20 protein-coding genes are annotated in these 13,517 nt (G+C 41.8%); 15 read left to right on the plus strand and 5 right to left on the minus strand.

The features are described from left to right. Positions 1-71 precede the first annotated feature (71 nt). Together DW025_RS13030 and DW025_RS13035 are read left to right on the plus strand one after the other, a co-directional pair. A complete protein-coding gene (locus DW025_RS13030; protein WP_165854790.1) occupies positions 72-1,886 on the plus strand; it encodes an alpha-amylase family glycosyl hydrolase in 1,815 nt (604 codons plus the stop codon). A gap of 31 nt (positions 1,887-1,917) precedes the next feature. Next, positions 1,918-2,820 (plus strand): NAD-dependent epimerase/dehydratase family protein, encoded by a 903-nt coding sequence (locus tag DW025_RS13035; protein ID WP_120000241.1) that lies wholly within the window; start codon positions 1,918-1,920, stop codon positions 2,818-2,820. Positions 2,821-3,074: 254 nt separating this feature from the next. Here DW025_RS13035 and DW025_RS13040 read toward each other — a convergent pair whose 3' ends face one another. The 4 genes from DW025_RS13040 to DW025_RS13055 form a co-directional block, all read right to left on the minus strand. Further along, on the minus strand, positions 3,075-4,121 hold the full coding sequence (locus tag DW025_RS13040; RefSeq protein WP_165854791.1) for a tyrosine-type recombinase/integrase: 1,047 nt from the start codon (positions 4,119-4,121) through the stop codon (positions 3,075-3,077). Between the two features lie 261 nt (positions 4,122-4,382). After that, complete coding sequence (locus DW025_RS14990; protein ID WP_243104993.1) at positions 4,383-5,960, minus strand: GIY-YIG nuclease family protein; 1,578 nt, start codon at positions 5,958-5,960, stop codon at positions 4,383-4,385. 24 nt (positions 5,961-5,984) lie between these two features. Beyond that, on the minus strand, positions 5,985-6,212 hold the full coding sequence (locus DW025_RS13050) for a hypothetical protein (RefSeq protein ID WP_055222309.1): 228 nt from the start codon (positions 6,210-6,212) through the stop codon (positions 5,985-5,987). A 74-nt stretch (positions 6,213-6,286) separates the two neighbouring features. After that, on the minus strand, positions 6,287-6,670 hold the full coding sequence (locus DW025_RS13055) for a helix-turn-helix domain-containing protein (RefSeq protein ID WP_120000245.1): 384 nt from the start codon (positions 6,668-6,670) through the stop codon (positions 6,287-6,289). A 152-nt stretch (positions 6,671-6,822) separates the two neighbouring features. Here DW025_RS13055 and DW025_RS13060 point away from each other — a divergent pair, with 152 nt between their 5' ends. Together DW025_RS13060 and DW025_RS14895 are read left to right on the plus strand one after the other, a co-directional pair. Further along, positions 6,823-7,041: a helix-turn-helix transcriptional regulator gene (locus tag DW025_RS13060; RefSeq protein WP_242859615.1), complete on the plus strand. Its 219-nt coding sequence runs from the start codon at positions 6,823-6,825 to the stop codon at positions 7,039-7,041. Positions 7,042-7,064: 23 nt separating this feature from the next. Continuing rightward, positions 7,065-7,205, plus strand: a complete 141-nt coding sequence (locus DW025_RS14895) for a hypothetical protein (RefSeq protein WP_022215961.1) — start codon at positions 7,065-7,067, stop codon at positions 7,203-7,205. On the opposite strand, the gene DW025_RS13065 is transcribed toward DW025_RS14895, so the two are convergent. Continuing rightward, complete coding sequence (locus DW025_RS13065; protein ID WP_120000247.1) at positions 7,177-7,521, minus strand: hypothetical protein; 345 nt, start codon at positions 7,519-7,521, stop codon at positions 7,177-7,179. The genes DW025_RS14895 and DW025_RS13065 overlap by 29 nt on opposite strands. Before the next feature lie 53 nt (positions 7,522-7,574). Between DW025_RS13065 and DW025_RS13070 the strand changes: the two genes are divergently transcribed. The 11 genes from DW025_RS13070 (at position 7,575) to DW025_RS13115 (ending at position 13,465) form a co-directional block, all read left to right on the plus strand. Continuing rightward, complete coding sequence (locus tag DW025_RS13070) at positions 7,575-7,907, plus strand: hypothetical protein (protein WP_022215959.1); 333 nt, start codon at positions 7,575-7,577, stop codon at positions 7,905-7,907. Between the two features lie 90 nt (positions 7,908-7,997). After that, complete coding sequence (locus DW025_RS13075; RefSeq protein ID WP_120000249.1) at positions 7,998-8,225, plus strand: hypothetical protein; 228 nt, start codon at positions 7,998-8,000, stop codon at positions 8,223-8,225. Between the two features lie 3 nt (positions 8,226-8,228). Further along, the gene (locus tag DW025_RS13080) at positions 8,229-8,876 is read left to right on the plus strand and encodes a YqaJ viral recombinase family protein (RefSeq protein WP_120000251.1); all 648 of its coding nucleotides are present in this window, start codon (positions 8,229-8,231) and stop codon (positions 8,874-8,876) included. Further along, positions 8,873-9,040, plus strand: a complete 168-nt coding sequence (locus DW025_RS14900; RefSeq protein WP_158576519.1) for a hypothetical protein — start codon at positions 8,873-8,875, stop codon at positions 9,038-9,040. The genes DW025_RS13080 and DW025_RS14900 overlap by 4 nt, the downstream gene beginning before the upstream one ends. Positions 9,041-9,050: 10 nt before the next feature. Continuing rightward, positions 9,051-9,953, plus strand: a complete 903-nt coding sequence (locus DW025_RS13085; protein ID WP_120000253.1) for a DUF1351 domain-containing protein — start codon at positions 9,051-9,053, stop codon at positions 9,951-9,953. An 11-nt stretch (positions 9,954-9,964) separates the two neighbouring features. Further along, complete coding sequence (locus tag DW025_RS13090; protein ID WP_120000255.1) at positions 9,965-10,285, plus strand: hypothetical protein; 321 nt, start codon at positions 9,965-9,967, stop codon at positions 10,283-10,285. A 10-nt stretch (positions 10,286-10,295) separates the two neighbouring features. Continuing rightward, on the plus strand, positions 10,296-10,544 hold the full coding sequence (locus tag DW025_RS13095; protein ID WP_120000257.1) for a hypothetical protein: 249 nt from the start codon (positions 10,296-10,298) through the stop codon (positions 10,542-10,544). Continuing rightward, entirely contained in the window at positions 10,531-11,373 is an 843-nt protein-coding gene (gene bet, locus DW025_RS13100) for a phage recombination protein Bet (protein WP_120000259.1), read from the plus strand. The genes DW025_RS13095 and bet overlap by 14 nt, the downstream gene beginning before the upstream one ends. Positions 11,374-11,479: 106 nt before the next feature. After that, positions 11,480-11,878, plus strand: a complete 399-nt coding sequence (locus DW025_RS13105; RefSeq protein WP_120000261.1) for a DUF1064 domain-containing protein — start codon at positions 11,480-11,482, stop codon at positions 11,876-11,878. 7 nt (positions 11,879-11,885) lie between these two features. Continuing rightward, positions 11,886-12,806, plus strand: coding sequence for a DUF4373 domain-containing protein (locus DW025_RS13110; RefSeq protein WP_120000263.1), 921 nt, complete (start codon positions 11,886-11,888; stop codon positions 12,804-12,806). Next, positions 12,806-13,465 (plus strand): replicative helicase loader/inhibitor, encoded by a 660-nt coding sequence (locus DW025_RS13115; protein WP_120000265.1) that lies wholly within the window; start codon positions 12,806-12,808, stop codon positions 13,463-13,465. Before DW025_RS13110 ends, DW025_RS13115 begins: the two co-directional genes overlap by 1 nt. Positions 13,466-13,517: the final 52 nt, after the last annotated feature.

The following is a 13,517-nucleotide window of genomic DNA, read 5'->3' on the forward strand; positions in this document are numbered from 1 at the left end:
AAATACACTGGAAGTTATGAGGCATGGTCTGTTATAATGTTCTTTGGAGGGAGTATAGGAGGAACGAGAAAGTGCTTAAAAAGAAAGTGCTGAAACAGAACAACTTACTCAGACTGCAGAAGAGACTTGCAGTGGTTATGCTGGCCCTTACACTTGGACTCGGTACAGGGTGCGGCAAAACAGATGACGGAGCGGACGGTGCTGCGTCGTCAGAAGCAGAGACTTTGGCGGATGGTCAGACAAACGATCAGACAGATGCCGGAGCATCAGAAGAAGATGGACAGGAGTCAAAAAAAGCTACGGAAGACAAGGATGAGCCTTATGTAGAGGGAACATACTCAAGTGATTCGTATGACGTGGCGGAGTTTACGGCAGAGACTCGTAAGAAGACCGACGAAGAGGGTAATCGCGGTGTGTATTACGAGATATTTGTCAGATCATTTGCCGATTCAGACGGCGATGGTATAGGCGATCTGAATGGCATCACGGAGAAACTTGACTATTTGCAGAAACTTGGAATCGACGGGATATGGCTCATGCCGATCACTGCATCCGATACTTATCACGGGTATTCGGTGACGGATTACATGACGGTGAATCCCGATTACGGAACAGAGGATGATCTTAAAAGATTGCTTGATGAGGCACACAGCAGAGGCATGAAAGTCATCATGGATCTGGTCATCAATCACACCAGTATCAATCATCCGTGGTTTCAGGCTGCAAAGTCAGATGAGAACAGCGAGTACAGAGATTATTACAGGTGGGTGTACAAGACCGACAAGAAAGACTGCAATCATCTCCTCGACAAATCAAGCTGGGGAGATATGGTGTGGCACCAGGAAGGAGACTTCTATTATTATGGTGTGTTCGGCGCGGATATGCCGGATCTGAACTATAACAATCCGGATGTTAGACAGGCTGCGAAGGATGCCGCCGGTCATTTTCTGGAGCTTGGTCTTGATGGTTTCCGTATGGACGCCGCAGTTCATATCTATGGGGCGCATGAGTTCAAGCAGCAGGAAGATTCTGAAGCGGCAAACATCACCTGGTGGAACGAATTTGCCGGTTACTGCGAGAGCATAAATCCTGATGTATACCTGGTGGGTGAGGTATGGCAGGATGACAAGGTGCTGGAAAATTATGTCCAGCCATTTGACACGAAGTTTGATTTTGCAATTCAGCAGAAGATACTGAACTGCGTACAGAAAGGCATGGCGGTGCCAGGATTTGGCGATTCTCTTTCCGTGGCGATAGAGAATATACAGAATAAATATGACGGCGTGGATGTCAACTATCTGAATGGAGTATTTGGAGCAAATCACGATCAGGACAGGATAGCATCGTCGGTGAACAGTCTGGATAAGGCGAGACAGATAGCAGCGGTATATATGACACTTCCAGGCAATCCATATATATATTATGGCGAGGAGCTTGGAATGTACGGCAGTAAGCCGGATGAGATGATAAGGACGCCTTTTCTTTGGGGAGGTGACAGTACATATAATACGTCGTGGGAAAAGGACGATCAGAATGCAGAGACAAAGGGACTTGACCAACAGATGAAAGATCCGGATTCAATGTATTCATATTACAAGACACTTATAGCGCTTAGAAAAGACAATCCTGCCCTTATGAAAGGAAACTATAGAGCGGCAGCGCTCACAAGCGACAGTGTGATAGCGTACTTCCGTGAGGCGGATGGACAGAAACTGCTAGTGGTGCACAACTTTGCAGAGGGCGATCAGACGGTATCACTTGCTGAGTGCGGAGACATAACAGTTACAAATGTACTTTATTCAAGTTCTGGTGAGACAGGTGTGTCAGACCTTAGTTCAGTGAAATTAGCTGGAAATGAGAGCGTGGTGCTGGAACTTGGTGAGTAGATAAAAAATTCCAATTTAAAGGAGGCTCTTCATGAAGAAAATACTAATAACGGGTGGTACAGTATTTGTAAGCCGGTATGCGGCGCAGTATTTTGTGGACAAAGGCTATGAGGTGTATGTGGTGAACAGAAATTCAAGACCGCAGGTTCCAGGTGTGAAACTTATAGAAACGGACAGGCATGACCTGGGAGACAAACTCAAAGACATCTATTTTGATGTTGTGGCGGACATAACCGCATATAATGCGGAAGATATCACAGACTTATGTGACAGCCTTGGTTCATTTGGTCAGTATATCATGATCAGCTCAAGTGCAGTGTATCCAGAGTATGGAGATCAGCCATTCCGTGAAGATTCAGAACGGGCACTCAACAGATACTGGGGGTCATATGGTACGGATAAGATTGCTGCGGAGGATGCATTACTTGACAGAGTGAGTGATGCTTACATACTCAGGCCACCATATATTTATGGACCTATGAACAATGTATACAGGGAGGCTTTTGTATTTGACTGCGCCAGGGCGGACAGACCATTTTATCTGCCCGGAGATGGTGGAATGAAGCTGCAGTTCTTCCATGTGAAGGATCTCTGTATCCTGATGGAGAGAGTAATAGAGGAAAAGCCGGAGACTCATATCATGAATGTGGGAAATGTGGAGCAGGTCACTATAAAAGACTGGGTGACGATGTGTTACGCCTGCTTTGATAAGATCCCTGCGTTTGTAAATGTCAGTGAGGATATAGAACAGAGAAATTATTTCAGTTTTTATAACTATGAATATTATCTCGATGTGCAGCAGCAGAACAAAATATACCCGGAGACAATATCATTGGAAGATGGATTGAAAGAATGCGCAGAGTGGTATGTGGAAAATGAATCAGAAGTTGGGAAAAAGTCATATATGGAATATATAGACTGTAATTTAAAATAATGTACGTTGGTGCAGCGATATTGTAAATGATATGTATTTAGGGAGATCTGGAGCTTCGGCTCCGGATCTTTTTTTATAGATATACATTCAAATATCGTCGAGATATACGATGTGTATAAATTTTATAATGTATGAATAGCTAGAAGAATCAAGGGTTTATGCCACTTGTAGTTATTGAAATAAAGCGTTTAGGGGCAGAAAAGGGGCAAAATTTAAAAGACGACCACTCAGGTTCAACTGAATGGTCGTCTTTCTTAATTGATAATAGATATGGAATCGACAGCGGCATTATCTTTTTGTATCATCTTTTGAGTGATGTGAATATATATTGCTTTTGTTATTTTGTCATCGTGATGTCCCAATCGGCGGGATATCTGTTCTGCTGACATAGTTTCTGCCAGAATCGATGCGTGTGTGTGCCGCAGTTTGTGCGGAGTTATCTCTCTGCCAAGAACTTCAGAGGCGGCTGTCTTCAAGTGTAGGTTATAGGTTCCATAGGAAAAATAGCCGCCTGTCTTCAAGTGTGGCATAAAAAGTGTGCTTTTAATTCCATTTTCAAACATAGCCTCTTTGCGCCATAGCCGCAGCTTTTTGATGAGTGTGAGCAATTCCGGTTGTATATGAATATCTCGAATCGAGTCCTTGGTCTTAGCGGACGTAGCATGCTTAGTAGAGGGATAGTAAGTCTTTGTAATGTGGATGGTCTTAGACTTGATATCCACATCTGAATCTTCAAGTGCCACAAGCTCCCCAATCCTCATGCCTGTAAGAATCAGAAAATAGGATATATAGTAGTCCTGCCAGTGGTTATTGTCTATAAAGTAATTAAGTAATTTTGTTATCTCATCATGTTCCAGATATTCATTGCTGATGTCATGTACATTTGGTATTTCATCGGAGTTCTCTTCGCTGATATAGTCAAGTTTTAATAGTATATCATGATTTGAGTGATAGTCGTTTTTCACCCCCCATTTTAGAGTGAATTTCAGATATTTTATATATCCGTTTATTGTGCTGATTTTTTTACCGGTAGCAAGAAGTTGATCATATATATAGCGGGGAGAAAGTTTGTCAACGAGTACATCATTACCGATTGTGCTTACACAACGATATATATATGATTTCTCAGTTACAATTGTACTTTCTTTCCTTTTGCGCTGTCGCAATGATGCTATATAAGCATCAGCCAGCTCCTTGAGTGTTGTATCTGATTTAACCGGGGATGCAGTCAACAGCTTATCTATTTTCCCCTGTAAAATTCTGGTTGCCTTGTTCTTATTCTGCGGTGATGCCTTAGGCATCGTCACTGTGACCTTCTTCACCTTCTCTGTGAGCGGATCTGTGTACCTCTCACAATACTTTACGGTTCCATTTTTTTGTATTTCTGACCACATAATATCAACTCCTCTAAAAATAGGCATAAAAAATAAGCCTATCAAAAGTGGAAGGCTTATGGTATAATATAGTTTGCGATCACTGTTATTCATAAGCCTTCGGTTTGTGGGTAACTTCCCTCAGGTGTACCCGCACCTGGGGGATTTTTTTATAATGTGAAGATGATATTATTCATCCTCATCATCCTCATCATCTGTCTCATCCTCTGTTGAATATTCAGAAGTATATGCTTCAGAACTTGACAGCGACTGTCTGTATTCTTCAGCAAGCATTGTTCTGTTGAACTCTGCAGTAGGGCAGATCTCATTTACAAGTTCTTCAAGTTCATCTATTGATACATTAAAGAACTCTTTTCTAAGATTTACCTTGTTTACTCGGCGATCATTAAGTCTCTTGTGAAGTTCGGTTTCAAGACCAGAAGCGTCATCAGAGAAAATAAAGCTGTGTACATCAAATTTGAACGGAACAGAAGCATCTCCAAGTTCATTAACTCTATCCTGTGGATTTATTCTTCTTGTCATTCCGACTTTGAATACATTCTCACCAAATGACCCCAAGTTGCTGATAATATAAACATTACCAGCTTTACCATTTTGCAACTTTGCTATTTCATCCTTTTTGATTGTTACATCTGCAAGCTGAGCCTGCAGTTCAAGGATACGAGCTTGCAGAGCAGCAAGGGCTTCACCCTCTGAAGCTTCCGCCTGTTCTTTGAGGGAAGATATCTGATTCTCATATTTTGACTCTTCAAGCTCCACTTTTTTACGTTCGGCCTCAAGAGCCTTGCGCTCCTCTGCCTCCTGACGCATCTGTTCTTTGATTGCAAGCTGTTCTTGCTTTGCCTGTTCTTTCTTGACGTAGTAGTTATACTCTATCTTTGCAGCATTGATGAAAAGATATTCCATTTCACCTATGAACTTAGTAAGAGTTCCGGCAATTGTTTGATTACCTTCAGCTGCAATCTTTAGATACTTAGCACAGATATCTTTTATTTGTTCAATACCGTTGTCAAGCTTGTCATATTTTAAATTGTACAAGACGTTCTGCATCTCAGATTCCAGCCCCTTGACAATGAGGTCGTAAATCGTTTTGTTGGCTTTAGTAGTGTATCTGATAGCATATTGCTGTCTGAGAGTGTCAATGGATTTCTCGTTTTCTCTGTATGCTTTTCGCAAGCTTTTTATATCCATACAATGTAATTTAAGGATAACAGATGGGGCAATGAGATTAGCGTCCTCAATATCTGATTGGCTAATTCGGCATTCATTATATGGAATGTCAGCAGTGATGAAGTTATCTAATGCATATTCAATACTGCTGTAGATCTCCTTAGCACGAGAGATCTTTCGCTCCTGGGTCGCTACTGATTTTTGCAACTTATCATCTTTCGTTTGGAGTGTAGCAATATCTGAACGTAATTTATCTATAGTGGCAAGGCTTTCGGATATTTCGGCATTCACCTGATTAAGCTTAGCCATTGACTGCTGATGGTCATGCACCCCTAAATCTTGCATAGTCTTATTCATGTCTTGCATTGCTTGATTCATCTGAGCATTCTGAGCCGCAAGTTGGGCATTCTGTTGAATAATTTGTTGATTGGCTTCCTTTTGTTTCTTTTCGTCCATGGTCTTCATTATCATCAATACTATGCCACCGATTGCCGGAAGTATAAGAAACCAGCATGCGCATAGAATAGCAATAAACCATGTACTTAAATACCATTTGTTTTCTTGTTTTTGATTCATCGAATTTCTCCCTTCATTTGTTAATTATTTTTGCAACCCATGTGCATAAGCTTCAATAGAATCTGCAGACTCCTTGTGAAAGTCATCCCGATCTATATGTCTGCAAGCATGGATATATGCCTCATTCAATTGTTCTGTTGTGAAGCGTGTATTAAGGAACACAGTATATGAACCATCTTCATTACACGTCACAGTTTCTTTTACTTTAGTTGCTTTCATATCAAGATACTGAACATATATATCATCCGTCATTGCTATCCCCTCCTTATTTGATTATTTATGCAATATATATATATCAAAAACAGTGGGATGTTTTTTGCACAGCATTATTTATTATCTTTATTTTTGAGAGCCAAGAGCATACTCTGTACTATCTCTAAATCTTCGGGTTTGGCATCCCTTGCGGCATCGAAGAGAAGAGAGAGTTGCTTGTTCTCGAATATCTCTTGTGCTTTCTTTGCGGTCTCAGCGTCTAAATAATACTCAGTATCCGAGTTATCCTCGATAAGATCTGATTTGTTTATACCAAAATAGTCAGCAAGAAGTTGGACCTTGCCCATTCTAGGTAGAGCTTGTGCCAAGCACCAAGTATTAAATGTAGTAGGAATAACTCCAATTGCCTGAGCAACCTCTTTTTGGGTTTTTCCACTTCTTTCTAAATATTTATTTAAATTTCTTGCAAACACTTCTTTTTGTTTATCGTCTGACATAAGGTGCACCCCCTTTTAAAACTTATTATTATAATACAACAATATTGAATAATTGACAACAAAAAGTTCAATTAAAATGAATTTTGGTATTGACATCCAATTAAAATGGATATACAATGTGAACATGATACAGAAAGGAAGTGAGAGCAAAATTGAAAACACAGAAAAAGATCCAGATTAGTTTAGCGGCAGCAAGAGTAAATGCAGGAATGACACAGGAAGAAGTAGCAAAACATATGGCAGTAGGTAAGCAGACTATTGTTAGTTGGGAAAAAGGTACATCAGAACCTAAAATCTCACAGGCTAAGGAATTGTCAAGACTGTATGATATGCCGTTAGACTATATTTTTTTGCCATCTAAATCCAATTAAAATGGACAGCAGAAAGGAGAGATATGATAAAGAAGATAAAGGCAAAACTCAAAGAGCCGTACTTCATGGAAGATCTTTGGTGCGATTATATCAGACCTGCAGTGATGGGACTGATAGGAGCAGCCATAGGCATAGCTACAGTAATCGTAATAAGACTGTTGTGATGACGGCGCTTGCAACACCAACCAGTATAGGGACGATTATTTGCGTAAGCAGATATTGGGTATCAAACCACTGATTCTGTTCAACTACATATATACCATCTTTGGTAAGTGATATTGCAGATTCGGCGGCAAGCTTTTCCGATGGGATTCCTTGATAATCAACGATTACAGGAACGTAGGACAAGAGTTCACCTTTGATAAGATTGTTTACTTCATGCTTGCTGAATTTACCAGAAAGCAACATATAGGTGACAGGTCGGAAATGACGATGGTGGACATAATTCAATATTTTGATATCTGATTTTGTGACAGGCATAAGATCCCCCCTAGTTTTTTATCAATTATATCACAGGAAAGGAGATGAGAGCAATGAGCAGAGCAGTCAAAGACATACAGGTAATAGGTGTCAGGGAGATTGGCCGGTTGCCGTACATAAGCAAGGCGAAAATGATGAAGATATTTGAGATGTCATTATCTACAGCAACCAGACGTATAGCAGATCTTGACAGATATGTCCAGTCTGGCAGATATGGACCATACACCATACTGGATGGTGCCGGAGTAACAAGGGTCAATGTGCTTGCCTTGGTGGATTATCTGAAGTACAAGAAACAGCTTGACGCTGGCAGACGAGTGCCGCCGTTCGACATAAATAAGGTAGCAAAAGAAGCCGTCATAAACTGGGATGAATTAGATCCCTGACAGTAAAAAAGCACCTTTGGAATAGCAGTTCCGCCGGTGCAAATAAAAAATAACTCAAGAAAATCATAGCAGAAAAGGGGAAGAAAAGCAATGAAGAGGAAGAACTTAGACACAAAGGCTGTCAAGATGGTGAGCCTTGTAATAATGACTATTTTATTTTTGCTGTTGGCCTACAACATCTTATTCAACGCAAAAGTGCTGCTTGCACTGCCGGCGGTAGGATTGGTGGCGTACTTGCTTGGAACCGTGTTCACGGAGCTGGGACTTTATGGCGTGCTTGAACTTATGAACAGCATTGAAGATGCCAGAGAGGAATAGAACATGGTTGAGATGAAAGTGCTTGGAAGCCACGAAGAATGGCTTAGGGCAAGAACCAAGATAGGCGGTTCTGATGCCTCGGCCATCTTTGGGATGAGCCCATACAAGACAAACGTGGAACTGTTTAAAGAGAAAGCATACGGCATAGAGCCGGAGGACATATCAGATAAGCCTTATGTCAAGTACGGCACAGAGGCAGAGAAGCATCTGAGGGAGCTATTCAAGTTGGATTATCCACAGTATCAAGTTGGATATGTGGAAAACAACATGTTCACGAATGATAAGTACCCATGGGCGCATGCAAGCCTTGACGGATGGCTTATGGACCGGGATGGACGCAATGGTGTGCTTGAGATCAAGACCACAGAGATCCTGCAGTCAAGTCAGAAGAAAAAATGGGATAACAGAGTGCCAGATAACTATTACATACAGGTGCTTCATTACTTGATGGTGACAGAGTTTGAATATGCGGTACTCAAGGCACAGCTCAAGTTTGAAATTGATGGAGAGGTATATTTGCAGACTAAACACTATCCGATAGAGCGGTCGGAGGTAGAGAAAGACATTCAGTATCTTATTGACGCTGAAAGAGACTTCTGGGAGTGCGTACAGTCAAAGAAAGAACCACCGCTGATACTCCCGGAGATATGAAAGGAAATGGCATGTATTACAACGAATGTCCGCAGTGTGGTGCTTACCTGGATCCAGGCGAACACTGCGACTGTGAGGAAGAGAGACAGCGACAGACAGCACGCATCATGGCAATGGTGCGAGAGAACAAGGAGAGTCACCAGATGGAGCTGGTGCTGAATTAGGAGGTTGAAAATGGAATTAAGAGTTAATGAGGTAGCGATACCGGAGAAGATTGATTTTAACTACGAAGAGCTCAAGGCTGAGCTTACATCTAAGGTCTCATTTTATGAGACGCTGGTATACACAGATGATCAGATCAAGGACGCAAAGGCAGACAAGGCGAACCTTAACAAGCTGAAGAGAGCCCTCAATGATGAGCGCATCAGAAGAGAGAAAGAATACATGCAGCCGTTTAATGTGTTTAAGGCTCAGATCAACGAAATCATAGGCATTATAGACAAGCCTATAGCGGTGATAGATGAACAGGTCAAGGCATACGATGAGAAACGCAAGGCCGAAAAGCAGAAAGCCATTGAAGTGCTGTTCTCTCAGATAGGTTTCCAGAATTTTGTCACGTTGGAGAAGATCTGGGATCCGAAGTGGTTGAATGCTTCGGTATCAATGAAGAGTATCGAAGATCAGATGAGGGCAAAGATGTATGAGATCGGCAACGGAGTGCTTACACTCAGTCAGCTCCCGGAGTTCGGATTTGAGGCTACAGAGGTATTCAAGGAGACATTAGACATCAACAAGGCCATCTCAGAGGCTAAGAGGATGTCAGAGATTGCCAAGGCAAAGGCAGAAGCTGAGGCAAGGAGAAAGGCTGCAGAAGAGGCACGAAAAGCAGCAGAAGAGGCAAGACGAAAGGCTGAAGAAGAATGCAAGGCACAGGAGAGAGCTGCCGAGGAGCAGAGAGCCGCAATGGCACAGGCTATGACACCACCTGAGGATGCACAGCCAGCACCAGTAGAGGAATCACAGCCGGAACCACAGAAGATGGTAGTCAAGTTTGAGGTTGAACTTACAACGGATGATGCAGCAGCCTTGAGAGAGTTCTTCCAGAGCAGAAATATAACATTTAGAGCGATTAAGTAGGAGGTAACAAGATGATTAAGTCAGAAATGGGATCAGTATCAATGAGAGGAACAACACCTGTGCTTATATCAGAATTAGCACTTGCAATGAAGAGTTTAAGAGAGTCGCTTGCTAAAAGATATGGAGAGGTTGCTACAGAAGAAATGATAAGCAGAGCAATGGAAGCATCCAAAGCTGAGGGAGACATTAACGAGATTATGAGTGACCTCATAGATGATGTTTTATTTAAGATATTGCCAAAAGCCAATATAAACAAGGACAACATAAGGGAAATGCCACAGGCTCTGAAAGAGGTACTGCGCAAGATGTTAGAAGATATGATTATGCATTAGGAGGATCAAGATGATTGTATTAAATAAAGGTTCAGTACAGTTGGACGGGTCAACAATCATGCTGATCGTCGAAATGATGACAGCTATAAGAGGAGTACGAACTATTGTTGAAGAAGATTTTGGTGCAGAGGCGGCAAAGCAGATGATAGATAAGGCTGTAGAGATCGCAAAGTTAAATAGCAGCAACATTGATACGTTAGAACTGGAGACAGAGTTAATGAGTATAATAGCGGAGGTAGAAAATAATGGCAGTAAATAACAGTTTGGCCAAGAAGGAGCCACAGGGAGCAAAGAAGACAGGAATAGTTGAATATGACGCAAATGGTGTGATGGTTTCATTGTCACCTGAGCTTGTAAGGAATTATTTGGTAAGTGGCAATAAAGAAGCGGTATCAATAAATGAGCTTGTAGTTTTCATGAATTTGTGCAGGTTTAATGGCCTAAATCCATGGCTTAAAGAAGCATACTGTATCAAATATGGCAATGAGCCAGCGGCAATGGTTATCGGCAAAGAGGCATTTCAGAAGAGAGCTGAATCAACCCCGGCATATGATGGTAGTACATCTGGAATTATCGTAGAGACGGAAGAAGGAGATATAAAATACAGAATAGGAACATTCAAGCTTCCTGGTGAGACTGTAATCGGCGGATTTGCTGAGGTGTTCAGAAAGGATAGGGCACACTCTTGCAGGGTTGAAGTGAGCATGGATGAATATGTTGGAAGAAAGAAGGACGGAACACTGAACAGCCAGTGGTCAAAGAGACCAGCAACAATGATCAGGAAGGTTGCACTTGTACAGGCTCTTCGTGAGTCGTTTCCACACAATGTATCTGGTATGTACACAGCAGAGGAAGTGGGACAGGTTGAGCCAGTGGAGCTTCCTGTTGAAGTACCACATGATGTTCGACCAGAGATGCAGAATCCGCAGGAATCACAGGAAGCGAAAAACAACTCAAATTCTGTTGAAAATAACTCAAATAGCAACTCAAATATTTCAGATCCGCAACCGGCACCGGCAGAGAATCCACAGACAGAGCCGCAGCAGATGAACGCTGCCGAGGCGGCACTATTCGGAAGTTTCAAGTAGAGTAGGTTACATTGACATTACATAATACATCACAACACGCAGCGTAATGTCTTAGCATATATCCCTGTTGCTCTTATTTTAGGGCGACAGGGGGAAAGGAGTAACAATGGCTTGGAACAGATCACGAGCCAAGTACGGCAACAGGAAGGCTGTAATAGACGGCATCACATTTGACAGCAAGAAAGAGGCTCAGAGGTACACAGAGCTGAAATCACTTGAGAAAGCTGGCAAGATAACAGGCTTGCAACTTCAGAGAGAATTTGAACTGATACCAGCTCAGAGAGAACACACGAATGAGATCTATGGAAAAGGACCCAACAAGGGCAGATTCAAACCGGGAAAGCTCCTGGAGCGTAAGTGCGCATATGTGGCTGATTTTGTTTATTGGGACTTAGAAAACAACTGCATGGTTGTTGAAGATGCGAAGGGCATGAGAACAAAGGAATACATTATAAAGCGCAAGTTGATGCTCCACATATATGGAATCAGAATCAAGGAGGTATAGATGATAAATGGCAGGCAGACCAACCAAAGCAGGACTTGATTACTTTGAATTGGATTGCCACATGGAAGAAAAGGTCAGATTGATACAAGCTGAATTTGGACTGAAAGGCTTTGCGGTACTTGTCAAACTCTATCAGAAAATCTATGGAGGATTTGGTTACTACTGTGAATGGACTACAGACTCGTTGTTGCTCTTTATGTCGGAGAACGGTTTACCGAGTGACAATAAAAATTTAATAGCAGATATAGTGGCAGCTTGTATCAGAAGGGACATTTTTTCAGAACAACTTTTTAATGATTTCAATATCTTAACATCTGAAGGGGTGCAAAAAAGATATTTGAATGCTACGTCCAAGCGAGAAAAGATTGAACTGAAAAAAGAGTACCTTTTAATTGCTGTACCCGAAAATAATAAAAAAGTGGTAATAAATTCAATTTTTGACGGAAGAAATTCGATAAATGGTGGAAGAAATACACAGAGTAAAGGAAAGGAAAGTAGAGAAGAGAAAAGGAAATTAGAGGAAACAAGATTAGACAATACACCCCTTATAGCCCCCTTGCAGGTGGCAAATGATGAGCCCAAAACGAAAAGAGTACGTAAGACCAAAGAGGATAGTATTCAGATTTTGGATAGGCTCATACTGAATTATTCCATGTCGGATTTTCTTTTGGAGAAAGTCAGAGAATGGATTGAGTATAAGGTTGCCAGAAAAGAGGATTATGTTGAACAGGGCATGAAGTCGTTACTAACCAAAATATCCAAAGAGGCACAGAAAAATGGAGATGCGGCGGTGGTAGATGTAATCGACCTGTCAATGGGAAACAGCTACAAGGGGATCTTATGGGATAAGATCAGCAAAAATAACAATCAGCAGCCATTTTCAAGAAATGGTGAGCGGGACATTTTAAATGAATGGAGGAGTAGTTGATGACAAGAGAAGATGTGCAAGATTTACTTGCTATGGTGCAGGCTACATATCCAAATTACAACCCTCCAAGCAGAACAGCAGCGGTCAATGCGTGGACTATGGCATTAGAGGAATACAGCAAAGATGAAATTGCCATGGCATTTAAGGTCTATATGCAAACAAATACAAGCGGGTTCGCACCAGCTCCCGGACAACTGATTGATAAAATTCACTCAATCACCAAACCACAGGAGCTGAACGAAATGGAAGCATGGGCATTGGTCAGCAAAGCAATTCGGAACAGTGCCTACAATTCGGTGGAAGAATATGCAAAGTTGCCTCCGGTGGTTCAGAAAGCAGTTGGACTTCCAAGTCAACTTCGAATTTGGGCGTTAGATGAAGATTTCAATGAGCAGGTTGTAATGTCACAGTTTCAGCGTTGCTATCGTACTGAGGTTGCAAGGGCACAGGAAATCGCAAAAATGCCAACCGAAGTAAGGCAGCTCGTTCAGAATATCGCTCAGGGCTGTTCTACTGAAATAGACGATTTAAGGAAACATGCGATAAGTTCCTTGCCTGCAAGGAATGTAAGCGAAATTAAGATACTGGAAGATAAGTCAGAGAGTGTTCCAATGCCGGATAGAATTAGGGAAAAAATAGAAAAAATGAAGAATCGGTGAGGATACCTGCCGATGATCTAAACAAATAACACACGAAAGGAGCCGAACCTCC

Source organism: Coprococcus sp. AF38-1, from assembly GCF_003603945.1.
Classification (GTDB): Bacteria; Bacillota; Clostridia; order Lachnospirales; family Lachnospiraceae; genus Coprococcus; species Coprococcus aceti.